This window comes from Pseudomonas frigoris, assembly GCF_047758635.1.
GTDB lineage: Bacteria > Pseudomonadota > Gammaproteobacteria > Pseudomonadales > Pseudomonadaceae > Aquipseudomonas > Aquipseudomonas frigoris.
On sequence record NZ_CP180479.1, the window covers coordinates 6,135,606 to 6,151,645 of the forward strand.

General features: G+C 59.5%; 15 protein-coding genes. 7 read left to right on the plus strand and 8 right to left on the minus strand.

The genetic code is table 11. The features are described from left to right. The first annotated feature begins 38 nt into the window (after positions 1–38). Both aroQ and ACMXYH_RS28330 read left to right on the plus strand, forming a co-directional pair. The gene (gene aroQ, locus ACMXYH_RS28325) at positions 39–479 is read left to right on the plus strand and encodes a type II 3-dehydroquinate dehydratase (protein ID WP_415765616.1); all 441 of its coding nucleotides are present in this window, start codon (positions 39–41) and stop codon (positions 477–479) included. 5 nt (positions 480–484) lie between these two features. Continuing rightward, positions 485–1,339, plus strand: a complete 855-nt coding sequence (locus tag ACMXYH_RS28330; protein WP_415765617.1) for a shikimate dehydrogenase — start codon at positions 485–487, stop codon at positions 1,337–1,339. A gap of 284 nt (positions 1,340–1,623) precedes the next feature. On the opposite strand, the gene ACMXYH_RS28335 is transcribed toward ACMXYH_RS28330, so the two are convergent. From ACMXYH_RS28335 to quiC, 3 genes are all read right to left on the minus strand, one after another. Beyond that, positions 1,624–2,649 (minus strand): IS110 family transposase, encoded by a 1,026-nt coding sequence (locus ACMXYH_RS28335; protein ID WP_415764593.1) that lies wholly within the window; start codon positions 2,647–2,649, stop codon positions 1,624–1,626. Between the two features lie 132 nt (positions 2,650–2,781). After that, positions 2,782–3,459, minus strand: a complete 678-nt coding sequence (locus ACMXYH_RS28340) for a TetR/AcrR family transcriptional regulator (RefSeq protein WP_415765618.1) — start codon at positions 3,457–3,459, stop codon at positions 2,782–2,784. 102 nt (positions 3,460–3,561) lie between these two features. Further along, positions 3,562–5,463, minus strand: a complete 1,902-nt coding sequence (gene quiC / locus ACMXYH_RS28345) for a 3-dehydroshikimate dehydratase QuiC (RefSeq protein ID WP_415765619.1) — start codon at positions 5,461–5,463, stop codon at positions 3,562–3,564. 429 nt (positions 5,464–5,892) lie between these two features. On the opposite strand from quiC, the gene ACMXYH_RS28350 reads away from it, so the two are divergent. After that, complete coding sequence (locus ACMXYH_RS28350; RefSeq protein WP_256661656.1) at positions 5,893–7,194, plus strand: MFS transporter; 1,302 nt, start codon at positions 5,893–5,895, stop codon at positions 7,192–7,194. A 45-nt stretch (positions 7,195–7,239) separates the two neighbouring features. Here the strand turns inward: ACMXYH_RS28350 and ACMXYH_RS28355 are convergent, their stop codons facing one another. Continuing rightward, positions 7,240–8,118, minus strand: coding sequence for a DMT family transporter (locus ACMXYH_RS28355; protein WP_008149189.1), 879 nt, complete (start codon positions 8,116–8,118; stop codon positions 7,240–7,242). Between the two features lie 122 nt (positions 8,119–8,240). Next, positions 8,241–9,017: an IclR family transcriptional regulator gene (locus ACMXYH_RS28360; RefSeq protein ID WP_149628132.1), complete on the minus strand. Its 777-nt coding sequence runs from the start codon at positions 9,015–9,017 to the stop codon at positions 8,241–8,243. Between the two features lie 309 nt (positions 9,018–9,326). Between ACMXYH_RS28360 and ypfJ the strand changes: the two genes are divergently transcribed. Both ypfJ and ACMXYH_RS28370 read left to right on the plus strand, forming a co-directional pair. Beyond that, entirely contained in the window at positions 9,327–10,217 is an 891-nt protein-coding gene (gene ypfJ / locus ACMXYH_RS28365) for a KPN_02809 family neutral zinc metallopeptidase (protein ID WP_415765621.1), read from the plus strand. Further along, on the plus strand, positions 10,218–11,177 hold the full coding sequence (locus tag ACMXYH_RS28370) for an alpha/beta hydrolase (RefSeq protein WP_415765623.1): 960 nt from the start codon (positions 10,218–10,220) through the stop codon (positions 11,175–11,177). A 159-nt stretch (positions 11,178–11,336) separates the two neighbouring features. On the opposite strand, the gene ACMXYH_RS28375 is transcribed toward ACMXYH_RS28370, so the two are convergent. The 3 genes from ACMXYH_RS28375 to ACMXYH_RS28385 form a co-directional block, all read right to left on the minus strand. Continuing rightward, a complete protein-coding gene (locus ACMXYH_RS28375; protein WP_415765624.1) occupies positions 11,337–11,930 on the minus strand; it encodes an HAD family hydrolase in 594 nt (197 codons plus the stop codon). Then, a complete protein-coding gene (tesB, locus tag ACMXYH_RS28380) occupies positions 11,927–12,796 on the minus strand; it encodes an acyl-CoA thioesterase II (protein ID WP_415765625.1) in 870 nt (289 codons plus the stop codon). The genes ACMXYH_RS28375 and tesB overlap by 4 nt, the downstream gene beginning before the upstream one ends. A 103-nt stretch (positions 12,797–12,899) precedes the next feature. Continuing rightward, positions 12,900–13,469 (minus strand): GNAT family N-acetyltransferase, encoded by a 570-nt coding sequence (locus ACMXYH_RS28385; RefSeq protein ID WP_129441006.1) that lies wholly within the window; start codon positions 13,467–13,469, stop codon positions 12,900–12,902. Positions 13,470–13,554: 85 nt separating this feature from the next. Here ACMXYH_RS28385 and ACMXYH_RS28390 point away from each other — a divergent pair, with 85 nt between their 5' ends. After that, positions 13,555–14,475 carry a histone deacetylase family protein gene (locus ACMXYH_RS28390; RefSeq protein WP_415765626.1) on the plus strand — a complete coding sequence of 307 codons (921 nt, stop codon included), beginning with the start codon at positions 13,555–13,557 and terminating at the stop codon, positions 14,473–14,475. Positions 14,476–14,756: 281 nt separating this feature from the next. Continuing rightward, positions 14,757–15,998 carry a TIGR03862 family flavoprotein gene (locus ACMXYH_RS28395; protein WP_415765627.1) on the plus strand — a complete coding sequence of 414 codons (1,242 nt, stop codon included), beginning with the start codon at positions 14,757–14,759 and terminating at the stop codon, positions 15,996–15,998. Positions 15,999–16,040: the final 42 nt, after the last annotated feature.

The window sequence follows — 16,040 nt, forward strand, 5'->3', positions numbered from 1 at the left end:
CTCGGCCAATGCCAAAAATAATAAGTGGAGAGACTCCGATGCCCCCTATCGTTCTGGTGCTCAACGGCCCCAATTTGAACCTGCTCGGCACCCGTGAACCGGCGACTTACGGCCACGAAACACTGGCCGACATCTCAGCGATGTGCGGTCGTGCCGCCGAAGAGTTCGGCTTGGCGGTGGAGTTTCGCCAGACCAATCATGAAGGCGAACTGCTCGACTGGATTCACGCCGCGAGTGGCCGTTGCGCCGGGATCGTCATCAACCCGGCTGCCTGGACCCACACCTCGGTCGCGATCCGCGATGCTCTGGTCGCCAGCGAATTGCCGGTGATCGAAGTCCACCTGTCCAACGTTCATGCCCGCGAGCCCTTCCGCCACCACTCTTTTGTGTCGGCCATCGCCACGGCGGTGATGGCCGGTTTCGGCAGCCACGGCTATCGCCTGGCGCTGGAACATTTCAGTCAACGTTTGAAGGGGTGAACGCCGTGACTCAGACCAACGCTGTACTGGCCGGACTTATCGGCGCCGGCATCCAGGCTTCTCGCACCCCGGCGCTGCACGAGCATGAAGGCGATGCCCAGGGTTTGCGTTACCTCTATCGCCTGATCGATCTGGACCAGTTGAAACTCGACAGCGGCGCCCTGCCCGACCTGCTGATGGCCGCCGAGCGGATGAACTTCACCGGCCTGAACATCACGTTTCCGTGCAAGCAGACGATCATCCCGCTGCTCGACGAATTGTCACCAGAAGCCCGCGGCATTGGGGCGGTGAACACGGTCGTGCTGAAGGACGGTAAACGCATCGGCCACAACACCGATTGCCTGGGCTTCGCCGAAGGTTTCCGTCGTGGCTTGAAGGGCGTTGCCCTTGAGCGCGTCGTGCAAATGGGCGCCGGTGGCGCGGGCGCGGCAGTGGCCCATGCCCTACTGAGTGAAGGCGTACGGCTGCTGAACATTTTCGACGTGGAGATCAGCCGCGCCCAGAGCCTGGCGGACAATCTCAATCAACATTTCGGCGTTGGCCGGGCTGTGGCGGGCCATGACTTGCCGAGCACCCTGGCCCAGGCTGACGGCCTGGTGAACACCACCCCCATGGGCATGAAAAAACTGCCGGGCATGCCCGTACCGATGGAACTGCTGCGAGGTGAGTTATGGGTGGCGGAGATCGTTTACTTCCCGCTGGAAACCGAACTGCTGCGCAACGCCCGCGCGTTGGGTTGCCGAACGCTGGATGGCGGCAACATGGCCGTGTTTCAGGCGGTGAAGGCGTTTGAGTTGTTCAGCGGCGTGGTGCCGGATGCGCAGCGGATGCTGGAACATTTTCAGAGCATGAATGGTTAAACATCAAAAGATCGCAGCCTGCGGCAGCTCCTACATCTATGGTTACCCCCTTTTCTGCAATACTGTTTTTGATGCGTGTTTGGCTTGCTTTCATCTATCCGGCGTCTGAGTGGGGGTTGTGGTCCCCGCGCCTCGATGAGAATCGATGCCCGACGATCCTAATTAGTGGAACGGCCTTTCAGCCGTGTAGGAGCTCAGGGTTGTCGTCAGGCCGGTTGGCCGTTCACGTCATCTGTTATCCAGCATCGCAAAACCAGGTGGGTGGTGCTCGGGTGACAGCAGGGTCAGGCGTTCATCTTGGCTGGCCCTGCATCGAATTCAGTGTGGTGTGCTGCGATTGCCCAGGCGATCCTCGCCAGCTTGTTGGCCAGCGCACAGACCACGAGATTGGAGTGATGGTGGGACGCTAATAACTGGCGGACCCAGTCCGCCAAAGCGCCTTTCTGTCGCTCCAGCTGGATCAGGTAGACACGGGCGCACTGGATGAGCAGGCGCCTCTGGTTTCGATCACCGCGCTTGCTGATGCCCAACAGGACGGTCTTGTCGCCCGTGGAATGCTGTTTGGGCACCAGCCCGATGGAGGCTGAATAGCCTCGGCCGCATTTGAATTGTTTGCCATCGCCCAACTCGGCAGCCAGGACGGTGGAGGTGATCGGGCCTAAGCACGGTATTGTCATCAAGCGCGATGCCAGATCATCTTCAGCGGCCTGGCATTGCACTCGCTTATCCAGTGTCTTGATCCGCTCAGTCAGGTAGTTGAAGTGCTCATGCAGCATCGTCAGATTTAGTTTGATGGCCTCAGAGAATGAACTCGTCTCAAGCAGCCCCGGCAGTTCATTGATCGACTTGAAGCCGGGGGCCAGGCTGACGCCAACCTCCAGAAGGGCGGCGTGAATCCGATTGACGGTTGCGGTGCGGTCTTTGATGAACGCATCGCGGGTGGAGTTGAGCATGGCCAGCGCCTGTTGGGCCTGGGTTTTGGGCGGCACAAAGCGCATGGTGGGGCGAGTCGCCGCCTCGCAGATCGCCTCGGCATCGGCGAAGTCGTTCTTGTTGCTTTTCACGTAAGGACGCACGAGATGAGGGGCGATGAGCTTGGGCGTATGGCCCAGCTTGGCGACCTGTTGTGCCATGAAGTGGGCGCCGCCACAGGCTTCCATCACGACGGTGCAGGGTTCGAGATTCGCCAGATGTTGGATGAGCGTCATTCGAGTGAATTTTTTGCGGTAGAGCTCATTCCCGCGCTCATCTTGTGCATGCAGATGGAAGGTACGTTTTCCTAAGTCGATGGCGGCAATAGCTACTTTCATGGCAACGGTCTCCGATGAGCCCCCTGTGAAAGCTTAGTGGGCGATCACGGGCGGCGGCGGGGGTAGCCATTTCATTAGTGGATGGCGTACATTCTGTAGGAGCTGCCGCAGGCTGCGATCTTTTAAAATGAATCAAGCCTGCAGATACCGCAAAACCGACTCGCAAATCATCTCACGATGACGCTGCTTGATGCTTTCGTCCGGCAAGTCGACCTGAAAGATCTCACCGAAAGTATGGCGGTTCGACACGCGATAGAAACAGAACGAGCTGATCAGCAGATGCACATCCAACGGCTCGAGCCCGGAGCGGAACACACCTTCCTCAGCACCGCGACGCAAAATCTCGCCCAGTGAATCGAGGATGGTGTTGTTCATCGCCTTGATCGCATCGGAGCGCTTCACGAATTCAGCGTTGTGAATGTTCTCGATGCTGACGATACGCACAAAGTCGACGTTGCGATCATGGTGGTCGAAAGTGAATTCCACCAGCCGCCGAATCGCTTCCACCGGCGCAAGTTCGGTCAGGTGCAGACGGTTTTCGGTGCTGCGGATATCGCCGTAGAGCTTCTCCAGCACCTCGACGTAGAGCTGTTCCTTACTGCCGAAGTAGTAATAGATCATGCGTTTGGAGGTGTGGATGCGCTCGGCGATCGCATCGACGCGAGCGCCGGAAAGCCCCTGCTGGACGAACTCGACAATCGCCTCTTGAAGGATGTTCTCGCGGGTCTTTTCCGGGTTGTTTTTGCGACTCTTGCGCGGCTCGACAATCGGTTCGTCGGGCGCGGCGGAGAGTTCTGAAGTTATCGTCATTGCGGGCTCACGGCCATCACTGCACAGGTTGGCGATTATGGGCCGCGCCGCACAGTGAAGGAAGTCGCGCGGCGGCGGTTTGTACCCGTGTTTACGATTTTCCTACAACTTTGCCTGACGTACGGCACCGCTTCGAGACTTGGCCATGGCCGCCAGTCGCACCGCGACGTTGGCTGCTCCGTAACCTGCGTAGCCATTCTTGCGCTGGATAATTTCAAAGAAGAACCGCCCTTCAAACGGTTCGGTGTACACATGGAACAGCTCGCCACCTTGGGCATCGCGGTCGTAAAGCACGTTGTAATAGGCCAGTTCGCTAAGGAACTCGTCGTCGAAATCGAACCGCGCGGCGAGGTCATCGTAGTAATTGAGCGGGATATCCAGCAGCGGTACGCCCGCCTCCTTGGCCCGGCTGACTTCGGCAAAGATATCGTCGCAATCGAAGGCGATGTGATGCACACCGGAGCCGCGATAACTCGACAGCGCGTGTGAGATCGCGGTGTTGCGGTTCTCGGAAATGTTCAGCGGCAGGCGGATCGAGCTGTCCCGGCTGCGCAGCGCCCGACTCTTCACCAGACCGTACGGGTCAGGCAGCACCACTTCATCGTCGGCCTCAAAATCCAGCAGGCTTTTATAGAACAGCACCCAACTGTCGAGGCTGTCGGCCGGCAGCGCCATGGCCATATGGTCGATGCGCTTGAGGCCGCCACTGGCCACGGCAGTGGGTTGCAGGTTGAAGTCGGTGCCATAGACATCGGCGTCCTGGTCCACCAGATAAATCAGGCTGCCATCCGGCGCGCGCACCGCAGCGAGCTCCAGTTCATTGGGGCCGACCAGTCCGCGATACGGCTGACCTTTGTAAGCCACGGCTCGGGCAAGAGCGCTGGCGCTGTCCTTGACCCGCACGGCGGTGGCGCACAGCGAGGGGCCGTGAGCCTCGAAAAAACTGTGGGCGAAGGAGTAAGGTTCGGAGTTGAGGATCAGGTTGATATCACCCTGACGCAGCAGGCTCACGCTCTTGGAACGATGCTGGCCGGCTTTGACGAAACCCAGCCGCTCCAGCCAATGGGACAGCTTGGCGCCAAGGCTTTCGTCCACGGCGAATTCGAGAAACTCGATGCCGTTGTACTCGCTGGCCTGGGGCGTCTCGAACAGAATGTCGGGGTTGATCGTTGGTTTGGTTTCCTGCGCCAACCGCTCGTGGGTTTTCTCTTCCAGGTACAGCAACGACCGCAAACCGTCGGCAGCATTGGCCCGTGGCGGCGCGGCGCGGAAGGCGTCGTTGAAGATCTCCAGCGACAACGGCCCGGTGTAACCGCTCTTGATGATCGGCGCGAGGAAACCCGGCAGATCGAATTCACCCTGGCCTGGGAAACAGCGGAAATGCCGGCTCCACTCCAGCACGTCCATGGCCAGGATCGGCGCGTCGGCCATTTGCACGAAGAAAATCTTGTCGCCGGGAATCTCGGCAATCGCGCTCGGATCACCCTTGAGCGACAGCGTGTGAAAGCTGTCCAGCAATACGCCGAGGTTTGGGTGATCGGCCTGACGGACGATGTTCCACACCTGTTGATAAGTGTTCACGTGGCGGCCCCAGGCCAGCGCTTCATAGCCGATCCGCAAACCACGAGCACCGGCGTGTTCGGCCAGCAGGCGCAAGTCGTCGACTAAAATCTGCTCATCGCCGATGGCGTCGGCCGAGGCGTTGCTGCACACCAGCACCAGGTCCGTGCCCAGTTCCTGCATCAGGTCGAACTTGCGCTCGGCCCGCTCCAGGTTGCGCGGCAGGCGGTCGCGGCGGCAGCCCTCGAAATCCCGGAAGGGTTGAAACAGCGTGATCGCGATCCCGAGATCGGCGCACATCTGTTTGATTTCCCGCGGGCTGCCGTCGTAGTAGAGAAGGTCGTTCTCGAAAATCTCCACCCCGTCGAAACCGGCGGCGGCGATGGCTTCAAGTTTTTCCGGCAGGGTACCGCTCAAGGACACGGTGGCAATGGAACGCTGCATATTTCGACTCCCGGTGGTGGAGACCATCTTATTATCGACTTCGCACGCTTTCGCTTTTACGTAGGAGCTGTCGAGTGAAACGAGGCTGCGATCTTTTGATGTCGGTTTTTAAGATCAAAAGATCGCAGCCTCGTTTCACTCGACAGCTCCTACAGGGATCAGGAATCGCGTTTATCTGTGAGCGAATTATTGGCCGGGGGAATTTGTACAGCAATTCAAAGTGTACTATCCGGTTAGTTTTGCGTGCGATTATCGAACACAATGCCCCTCGGCGAATTGACGATTTTTCGTCCACTGCGCAACATCAACGCCACATTGGGTCCGGCCGTAAACAACAGGACCCGGTTACCAAAGACCCAGAACACCACATAAAAATAATCGGTGGCCTACATGACTCCTTCTCAAAGCTCTCCCGTGGAGCGTTCCTCCATGACTCCTGCCACTGGCGGCATCGGCGATAAAATCCGCGGCGCCATGGCGGTCGGCAAAACCCGTTGGGGCATGCTGGCGCTGGTGTTCTTCGCCACCACCCTGAACTACATCGACCGCGCCGCCCTCGGCGTGATGCAGCCTATCCTCGCCAAGGAAATGAGCTGGACGGCGATGGACTACGCCAACATCAACTTCTGGTTCCAGGTCGGCTACGCCATCGGTTTCGTGCTGCAAGGCCGGTTGATTGATCGGGTCGGCGTCAAGCGCGTGTTCTTCTTCGCCGTGCTGCTCTGGAGCCTGGCGACCGGCGCCCATGGCCTGGCCACTTCGGCCGTTGGCTTCATGGTCTGCCGATTCATTCTGGGACTGACGGAAGCCGCCAACTACCCGGCGTGCGTGAAGACCACCCGGTTGTGGTTCCCGGCCGGCGAACGCGCCGTGGCCACCGGCATTTTCAACGCAGGGACCAACGTCGGTGCGATGTTCACCCCCATGTTGTTGCCGCTGATCCTCCATGTCTGGGGCTGGCAGGCCGCGTTCCTGTGCATGTCGGCACTGGGCGGGATCTGGTTGCTGTTCTGGGGCTTGAAGTACTTCAACCCGGAAGATCACCCGAGCGTTAAACAATCGGAATTGGATTACATCCAGAAGGAAGTAGAGCCGGAACAATCCCGCGTACCGTTCTCGAAAATCCTGCGCATGCGTGGCACCTGGGCCTTCGCCCTGGCTTACGCGATCACCGCGCCGGTGTTCTGGTTCTACCTCTACTGGCTGCCACCGTTCCTCAATCAGCAATACAACCTGGGGATCAACGTGACCCAGATGGGTATCCCGCTGATCATCATCTACCTCACTGCCGATTTCGGCAGCGTCGGCGGCGGGATCCTGTCCTCATTCCTGATCGGCCGCGGCGTCAACCCGATCAAGGCTCGACTGATGTCCATGTTCCTGTTCGCCTGCTGCATCGTCGGCGTGATCATGGCGGCGGGTTCGAGCAGTCTGTGGGTCGCCGTGTTCGCCATCTCCCTGGCCATCGGTGCGCACCAGGCCTGGACCGCGAACATCTGGAGCCTGGTGATGGACTACACGCCTAAACACATGATGAGTACGGTGTTCGGCTTCGGCGGCATGTGTGCAGCCATCGGCGGGATGTTCATGACCCAGTTGGTCGGCCACATTCTGACGGTCACCAACAACAACTACACCGTGCTGTTCACCATGATTCCGGCGATGTACTTCATCGCGCTGATCTGGATGTACTTCATGGCACCGCGCAAGATTCCGACCGTCACCCCGTAAAACCCTTCCCCCGGCAGGCCTGATTCCAGGCCTGCCCTGCTTCTCTCACCGACGACTCTGCTGCCAGGCTGCTGCCAACCCGCTGCAGCAAATTACCGCGATCCCGACCACCGTGGTCAGCGTCGGCGTGTGAGAAAACAGCAACCAGCCCAGCAAACCGGCAAAGACAATCTGGCAATAACCGAACGGCGCCAACAACGCCGGGGCCGCGTGGCGGAAGGCTTGCGTCAGAAACAGGTGAGCCGTCATCCCGCAGGCGCCCAGCGCCACCATCATGAATCCATGGCCCAGGCTGGGGACTTGCCAAAAGAATGGCACCAGCGCGCTCATCACCAGCGTGTTGCACAGCCCGGCGAAGAAGTTGCTGGTGGTCGGGCTGTCGATGTTGCTGAGCTTGCGGGTGAGCAACTGATAGAAGCAGAAAAACAGTGCCGAGCAGAGCGGCAGCAACACCGCCGGGGTAAAGAGTTCTCCGCCGGGATGGACAATGATCAACACGCCGATGAATCCACAAATCACCGCAATCCACTGGCCACGCGTGACGTGCTCGCGCAGCAGTGGCACCGACAGCGCAGTCACCAGAACCGGCGCAAGAAAGTTGACCGCCGTGGCTTCGGCCAAGGGGATGTACTGTAAGCCGGTGGTGAAAAACAGACTGGTGCCCAGCAGGCACAACGCCCGCAACAGCTGAAGTAACGGCCGTTTGGTTCGTAGGACACCCAGCCCGGATTGCGGCAGAAAAATCCCGGCCATGAGTAAGGTGTGAACCAGATAACGGGCCCAGACCACCATGACGATCGGATAGAACCCTGAGAGGTATTTCGACAGGGCGTCGTGACTGGAAAACAGGAAGGTCGCAACGACGATCAGCAGAATCCCTTTGAAGGGTTGGTTTACGCCGGAGAGCGGAGTGCTGACGGTCATGTGGTTTTCCTTGTGCTTCGCGAGTTCCAATAATTTAGAACCCGGTTCCAGATTCTCACATAGCCACACAGTAAAAGTGGGCGAACAACGCACACGATTTGCAGAGCAAGGATTTACTGCCGTTAGTTAAACATCTCAGACGCCAGACTTGCTGCTGACAACTCTTCGGTAACTTTCAACAACAGTGGCGCCAACTCATGTAGTCGAGCCCCCGGCATCCGCGCGCTTGGGCCAGCAATACTCAATACGCCGATTACCCGCCCATCACTTGGGTGCCGCACCACTGCCGCAATCGCTGAAGTGCCCACAGCCGAACTTTCCTCGACCCAGGCATAGCCCTGCTCCCGCGCCAGCCGCAGCCGTTCCAGCAATTCAATGTTGGAACGCGGAGCGTTCGGCCCGAGGTCTTTGGGCCGTTCACCACCCTGGCGCTCTACCAGCGACAAGGCTTCAGCATCGCTCATGCACGCCAACCAGGCATGGCCTGATGCGGTATAAAACAATGGCGCGTCGCGGCCCATGTCCGGGTCGTAACGCAACCCCGAACGGGCGCCCTGGGATTTGGCAATCCAGATCTGCCGTTCACCTTCGATAATGCCTAGACGCACCAGTTCTCCGGTTTCATGGGCCAGACGATCAAGCACCGGCTGCACGATATCGGCGCCGCTGCTCGACAGATAGCGGAACCCCATTGCCACCAGTTTGGTCGACAAGTGATAGCGCAAATTCTCTGGATTCTGCCGCACGTAGCCCAGGCGAATCAGCTCGGCGAGTAAGCGGTGAGTCGCGCTTTTTGGAATGTCGAGTTGCTCTGCCAATGCCTGCATCTGCAGCCCGCGGGGGTCACTGGTGAGGCTTTCCAGCACACTGAAAACACGTTCGATCTGACTGCCGGCCATGGGAGGGTCCACACTAAATTTTCCAGATTCTAAAAGACAAACCAAGTAATGCGAAATCTGGAACCCGCAGTCCGGCAACCGTGCTCGACAAATAATTTCCGATACAGGCCGTCGCCTGCCCGATAAAAACCCGTCGCCTGAAGGAATTAGATGGGTTGTCCGTGTTCAATACGAGTCTGGAGTATTCCCGGCAACCCACCACTGGTTGCCGGGAAGGCTCCTGCGCGCAACAAAAGATGGACGACCGGACTGGCGCCGCTCCCACTCAGCAGCAACACTCATCCCCACGGACATTCAGAGGATTCCCACATGCTATGGAAAAAAGGCCGACGCAGCGACAACGTGGTCGATGCCCGTGGTGATGATTCTGGCGGCGGCGGTGGGATGCGCTTCGGTGGCGGCAAGGGCCTGAGCCTGACGGCAATTATCTTGATCGTCGGGATCGGCTGGATCACCGGCCAGGACCCGATGCAAATCCTCGGGCAACTGACCGGGCAAATGAGCGAGCAATCGGCACCGGCCCCGACTCAAACCCGCAAGGCACCGCCGGCCACTGATGAAGGAGCCGAGTTCGTGCGCTCGATCCTCGGTGATACCGAGGACACTTGGGGTCAGATTTTCCAGCAGGCCGGTCGTCAATATAAGAACCCGACCCTGGTACTGTTCAGTGGCCGCGTCAACTCGGCGTGCGGCCTGGCCTCTTCGGCGACCGGCCCGTTCTATTGCCCGGCGGACCAGAAGGTCTACCTGGACATGAGTTTCTTCCAGGAAATGTCCCAACGTTTTTCCGCTGCTGGCGACTTCGCTCAGGCCTACGTGATCGCTCACGAAGTCGGACACCATGTGCAGACCTTGCTCGGCGTTTCAGCGAAAATTCAGACCGCCCGCCAACAGGGTCGGCAGATGGAAGGCGACGGCGGTTTGCTGGTACGCCAGGAACTGCAGGCCGATTGCCTGGCCGGAGTCTGGGCCAACAATGCGCAGAAACGGCTGAACTGGCTGGAGCCCGGTGACATCGAAGAAGCCTTGAACGCCGCCAATGCCATTGGCGATGACCGCTTGCAACAGCAAGGTCAGGGTCGTGTGGTGCCGGACTCGTTTACTCATGGTACGTCGGCGCAAAGGGTGCGCTGGTTCAAAACCGGATTCGCGCAAGGCCAGGTCGGCCAGTGCGATACCTTTGCAGCGAAAAACCTATAAATGAATAAGTGGCTGTTAGCTCTACTGATCACCTGCGCAAGCGCCCAGGCTGCCGAGCATGCGGTCAAGGAGGTCAGCCCCGGACGCCTGCTGCTGACTGCAGGTGAAATCGCGGTGGGCATCGGCCCGGCGCCGAAGAAAATCGAACGCGTGCTGATCATCATCCATGGTCGATTGCGCAATGCCGATACCTATCGCCAGAGCGCCGAGCGCGCGGCCGAACAGGCCGGGCAAAGCGCGACCACCTTGGTGCTCGCCCCGCAATTTCTCAATGAAACCGACATCTCGGCCCATCCCGTGGCTGACAGCGTATTGCGCTGGCAGGGCAATGACTGGATGGCGGGCGGTTTATCCACCGCTCCGTTTTCCCTGAGTTCCTACGCGGCGCTCGACGAAATCATCGCCCGAATCGGCGATCGAAAACAGTTTCCGGACGTGAAGCAAATTGTCATCGCCGGTCACTCCGGTGGCGCTCAGGTGGTGCAGCGATACGCGTTGCTGGGCCACGATCAGCCAGCGCTCAAGGCGGCCGACATACAGGTGCGTTACATCATTGCCAACCCGTCGTCTTATGCGTATTTCGATGAGCGACGGCCGGCGGCGTTCAAACACGCCGGTTGCCCGAATTTCAATCGCTGGAAATATGGACTGGTGAATTTACCCGCCTATGCCGTAGGGCAAACCGCCAAGCAGTTGGAGGAAAACTACGTCAAACGCGATGTCGTTTATTTACTCGGGCAGCAGGACAGCGACCCGAAGCAGCCGGCGCTGGATAAAAGCTGTGAGGCCCAAGCTCAGGGAGCCAATCGATTGGCTCGCGGGCGCAATTATTTTGCTTATCTGAAGCGGCTGCATCCTCAGGGATTGAATCAGCAGTTGATTGAAGTACCCGGGGTCGGGCATGACGGGGATGGGATGCTGACTTCGCCTGAGGGGCAGAAGGCGTTGTTCGGTCAGTGAGTTTTTATGGTGGCTGGCAGGGCCCCTTCGCGAGCAAGTCGAATCGTCGCACCGCCGCTCCCACATTCGATCTGCGTCGGATGCAAATTTTGCATTTCATGGAGATAAAGTGTGGGAGCGGGCTTGCTCGCGAAAGCGTTCGAACAGGCAGCCAATCTCTCAAGCCGAAAGCATCTGCCGCAACACCACACAATCCGCCGCATGCCAATCCGCCAACTCAGGCCAGGGATTATCCGGCAGGTTCACCAACACCGTCCGCGCCCCTGCCGCCCGACCGCAATCCAGATCAAAGCGGTAGTCACCGACCATCACCATCTCACTGGCCGGGACATTCCAGGCCTGGGCCAATTTCAGCAAACCACCGGGATGCGGTTTTGGCGGTGCTTCATCTCGACCCAGCACATCCTCCACCGCGAAGCAGTCGGCCAAGCCGATCGCCTCCAGCGTCACGTGCGCCAGTTCGCGAGCATTGCGCGTAAGAATGCCCAGGCGATAACCGCGCCCGGCCAGTTCACGCACCAGTTCTACTGCGCCCGGTGCTGCTTTCGAACCCAGTGCCAGGTCTCGTTCGTGTTCCAGCAACCACGCATGTTTGGCGGCGGCTTCAGCGGCCGGCAGCGCGGCGAGGTGGGTCAGGATGTCGTCTTCGGCAGGAATGGCCAACGCCACGCGGATCGCCGCGAAGTCATGCACGGCCACCGTCAGGGTGCCGTCCATGTCGAACACCCAGTGCCGCACCTCGGCCAGGCTCATGCCCAATCCTTGCGGTGGCGAATCAGGCCTTCCTGCGTGACCGACGCCACCAGTTGCCCGGCGCGGTTGAACACGCTGCCACGGGAGAAACCGCGCGAGTTGCCCGCCCAAGGACTGTCCATCGCATACAGCAACCAATCATCGGCACGTAGATCCTGATGGAACCACAGCGCGTGATCGAGACTGGCAACCTGCATGTCTTTCTGCCAGACCGATTTGCCATGGGGCTGCATCGACGTGGTCAACAGGCCGAAATCCGAGGCGTAGGCCAGCAAGTATTTATGCAGCGCCGGAGAATCGGCCAAGGCACCGTCGGCGCGAAACCAGACGTACTTGATCGGATCGGACGGTTGCGGGTTGTAGGGATCTTTCTCGGTGATCGGTCGGAACTCGATCGGTTTCGGGCACAGCAACTTTTCACGCATGTGCTCGGGAATCAGGTGCGCACGTTGCTGAGCAAGCTCCAGCTCTGACGGCAGGTTTTCCGGGCCGACTACGGTTGGCATTACGGACTGATGCTGGAAGCCTTCTTCGTCGTACTGGAACGACGCACTGCAAGTGAAAATGGGGTTGCCCTTCTGGATCGCCGTCACCCGACGCGTACTGAAACTGCCGCCGTCGCGTACCCGATCAACCTGATAAACCACAGGCAACGCGGAGTCGCCCGGACGCAGGAAATAGCCGTGCATCGAATGCACGTGGCGCGCTTCTTCAACCGTCTGACTGGCCGCCGACAGGGACTGACCGATCACCTGACCACCGAACAGCTGACGAAAACCCAGGTCCTGGCTGCGGCCACGAAACAGGTTTTCTTCAATCGGTTCCAGGGTCAGCAGGTCAACCAGATCATCCAACACTTGGCTCATTCAGACTCTCCTCACACAACGCATGCCGCGCAGTCTTGGCTGCGACGGTCGATTCAATTTCTGGCCAGGGCCCATGGGAGCCATTGTAAACGTCCGTGCCGGCTTATCCATGCAAGGTTTGCAGCCATTGTTCACGGGTGATGCGGTACAGCGCATGGTGACGCAGGGGATGATCGGCCGCGAGCATCGGGTGGTCGAAATCATCGGCTGAATCATGGTGCATGCCGATGGCCTGCATGACTTTCTGCGACGGTGTGTTGGTTTCAGTGGTGAAGGACACGACTTCTTTCAGCGCCAACCGGTCAAACCCGCAGCGTAGAGCGGTCCACGCCGCTTCACTGGCGTAGCCAAGGCCCCAGTGCTCGCGAGCCAGGCGCCAGCCGATTTCGGTGGCCGGGGTAAAACGCGTGTCGAAGCCGACCTCTGCGAGCCCGGTAAAACCGATAAATGCCCCGGTGTCCTTGCGTTCCAGCGCCCAGAGACCGAAGCCATGTTCGGCAAAATGGCCACGAATCCGTCCGATCAGCGAAGCACTTTCCAGCCGACTCAAGGGCGCCGGAAAATATCGCATCACCTGTGGATCGGCGCACATCGCCGCAAACTCCGGCAAATCCTCATCGCGCCACTGCCGCAACAGCAGTCGCGCGCTCTCGAGCTCCAGTATCGGTTCCATCTTGCCCCCCGTTCCCATGCCGCAAGTCTACATCGCTGGTAGGATCCTTCACTCATTCCTACCTACCGTCCTGTATAAATCAGCCATGCCCCTGCCCCTGATCTACCACGAAGACTACAGCCCCGAGTTCCCGGCGGATCATCGCTTTCCCATGGACAAGTTTCGCCTGCTGCGCGATCACCTGGTGGACAGCGGGCTGACCCGCGACGCTGACCTGCTGCGCCCCGACCTCTGCCCGCCAGAGATTCTCGCGCTCGCACATGACCCTGCGTATATCGAACGCTACATGGGCGGCGAGTTGTCCCGCGAAGACCAGCGGCGCCTCGGCCTGCCGTGGAGCGAAGCCCTGGCCCGGCGCACAGTACGTGCGGTTGGCGGCTCGCTGCTGGCGGCCGAGCAGGCGCTGGAACATGGTTTGGCCTGTCACTTGGCCGGAGGCACCCATCATGCGCATTACGACCATCCTGCCGGGTTCTGCATCTTCAATGACCTGGCCGTGATCAGCCATTTCCTGCTGGAAAGCGGCCGAGTGAATCGGGTGCTGATCTTCGACTGCGATGTGCATCAGGGCGACGGGACTGCACGGATTCTGCACAACACCACGGACGCGGTGACCGTTTCCCTGCACTGCGAAAAGAATTTTCCTGCACGCAAGGCCGAAAGTGACTGGGACATTCCACTGCCCATGGGGATGGGTGATGCCGATTACCTGAAGGTGGTGGACGACGCGCTCAACTATTTGCTGCCGCTCTACCAACCTGACCTTGTGCTGTATGACGCCGGCGTCGATGTGCATAAAAATGACGCGCTCGGCTACCTGAAACTGACAGACGAAGGCGTTGCCGCTAGGGATGAAAGCGTGATGCGTCATTGCCTGGGCCGGGATATTCCGGTGGTCGGGGTGATCGGCGGCGGCTACAGCAAGGACCGCAAGGCGTTGGCGCGCCGTCATGGAATCCTCCATCACAGTGCGCTACGGGTCTGGCAGTCATCAGGTTGTCATTGAGGTGTGAGTCTTTACCCACAATGACTGTGGAACTGCCTGTGGATAACCTGAGTGAAAGGGGCTACAGCCCAGACTGCGTATAGCCTACACAGCGGCGGTTACTTTTTAACCAGCCCGTCAAAACAACACAGTTCCAATGTGGGAGCGGGCTTGCTCGCGAAAGCGGTGTATCAGTCGACATCAATGTTGCATGTTAAATCGCTTTCGCGAGCAAGCCCGCTCCCACATAGATCTGTGCTGGTAGAATGCGCGGCTTATTCCGCCATACCGCAGCGCTTCCCATGACCCAATCTTCCGTCACTCACTCCCCCCACGTCGCCATCATCGGCGGCGGCCCCGCCGGGTTGATGGCGGCCGAAGTGCTGAGCCAGGCCGGGATCAAGGTAGACCTGTACGACGGCATGCCTTCGGTGGGGCGAAAATTCCTGCTGGCCGGCGTGGGTGGCATGAACATCACCCATTCCGAAGCCTACCCGGCGTTTCTCTCACGCTACGCCGAACGCGCTCCGCAGATTGCACCGCTGTTGCGAGGTTTCGGGGCCGAAGCGTTATGCCAATGGATTCATGAGCTGGGCATCGAAACCTTTATCGGCAGCTCCGGGCGAGTCTTTCCTACAGACATGAAAGCCGCCCCCCTGTTGCGCGCCTGGCTCAAACGTCTGCGAGACAGCGGCGTCGTTATCCACACCCGTCACCGCTGGCTCGGCTGGGATGAGACCGGTGGATTACGTATCGACAGCCCCGAGGGCGAAAAAACCATCAAGCCTGACGCAACCTTGCTGGCCCTCGGCGGCGGCAGCTGGTCGCGCCTCGGATCGGACGGCGCCTGGATGCTGCCACTGGAACAACGCGGCGTAGGACTCGCGCCGCTGCAACCGAGTAATTGCGGCTTCGAGGTGCAGGCCTGGAGCGAGTTGATGGTCAGCAAATTCGCCGGCGCACCGCTGAAAAACATCGCCATTGGCCTCAATGACGACGTGCCGCGGCTCGGGGAATGTGTGATCACGGCAACCGGGATTGAAGGCAGTTTGATCTACGCCTTGTCGGCGCCGATCCGCGAAGCCATCAATCAGCACGCCTCGGCAACCATTCACCTGGACCTGTTGCCGGGCAGGCCTGTGGATAAGGTTCAGGCTGCACTGAGCAGACCACGCGGTTCACGCTCCATGGCTAAACATCTGCACAGCCAGCTCGGGATCGATGGTGTGAAAGCGGCGTTGCTGCGCGAACTCACTCCGGCCGAATGCTTCGCCGATCCGGCGCTGCTGGCCAAAGCGATCAAGGCGCTGCCACTGACGTTGGTGAAAACCCGCCCACTGGACGAGGCCATCAGCAGCGCGGGTGGTGTGATGTTCGAAGCGATGGATGAACGTTCGATGCTCAAGCAACTGCCTGGCGTGTTCTGCGCGGGGGAAATGCTGGATTGGGAAGCGCCGACGGGGGGCTATCTGCTGACCGCGTGTTTCGCCAGTGGGCGCGCGGCGGGGTTGGGGATGGTGGAGTGGTTGAAACACAAGGGCTGAGGACTGAGGCGCGGCCATCGCGAGCAAGTCGGATCGCCGCAC

What these genes read in the sequence shown, in the direction of transcription:
- aroQ (WP_415765616.1), top strand. Translation starts at nt 39, where the DNA reads ATGCCCCCTATCGTTCTGGTGCTCAACGGCCCCAATTTGAACCTGCTC.
- ACMXYH_RS28335 (WP_415764593.1), bottom strand. Translation starts at nt 2,649, where the DNA reads ATGAAAGTAGCTATTGCCGCCATCGACTTAGGAAAACGTACCTTCCAT.
- ACMXYH_RS28340 (WP_415765618.1), bottom strand. Translation starts at nt 3,459, where the DNA reads ATGACGATAACTTCAGAACTCTCCGCCGCGCCCGACGAACCGATTGTC.
- quiC (WP_415765619.1), bottom strand. Translation starts at nt 5,463, where the DNA reads ATGCAGCGTTCCATTGCCACCGTGTCCTTGAGCGGTACCCTGCCGGAA.
- ACMXYH_RS28350 (WP_256661656.1), top strand. Translation starts at nt 5,893, where the DNA reads ATGACTCCTGCCACTGGCGGCATCGGCGATAAAATCCGCGGCGCCATG.
- ACMXYH_RS28355 (WP_008149189.1), bottom strand. Translation starts at nt 8,118, where the DNA reads ATGACCGTCAGCACTCCGCTCTCCGGCGTAAACCAACCCTTCAAAGGG.
- ACMXYH_RS28360 (WP_149628132.1), bottom strand. Translation starts at nt 9,017, where the DNA reads ATGGCCGGCAGTCAGATCGAACGTGTTTTCAGTGTGCTGGAAAGCCTC.
- ypfJ (WP_415765621.1), top strand. Translation starts at nt 9,327, where the DNA reads ATGCTATGGAAAAAAGGCCGACGCAGCGACAACGTGGTCGATGCCCGT.
- ACMXYH_RS28370 (WP_415765623.1), top strand. Translation starts at nt 10,218, where the DNA reads ATGAATAAGTGGCTGTTAGCTCTACTGATCACCTGCGCAAGCGCCCAG.
- ACMXYH_RS28375 (WP_415765624.1), bottom strand. Translation starts at nt 11,930, where the DNA reads ATGAGCCTGGCCGAGGTGCGGCACTGGGTGTTCGACATGGACGGCACC.
- tesB (WP_415765625.1), bottom strand. Translation starts at nt 12,796, where the DNA reads ATGAGCCAAGTGTTGGATGATCTGGTTGACCTGCTGACCCTGGAACCG.
- ACMXYH_RS28385 (WP_129441006.1), bottom strand. Translation starts at nt 13,469, where the DNA reads ATGGAACCGATACTGGAGCTCGAGAGCGCGCGACTGCTGTTGCGGCAG.
- ACMXYH_RS28390 (WP_415765626.1), top strand. Translation starts at nt 13,555, where the DNA reads ATGCCCCTGCCCCTGATCTACCACGAAGACTACAGCCCCGAGTTCCCG.
- ACMXYH_RS28395 (WP_415765627.1), top strand. Translation starts at nt 14,757, where the DNA reads ATGACCCAATCTTCCGTCACTCACTCCCCCCACGTCGCCATCATCGGC.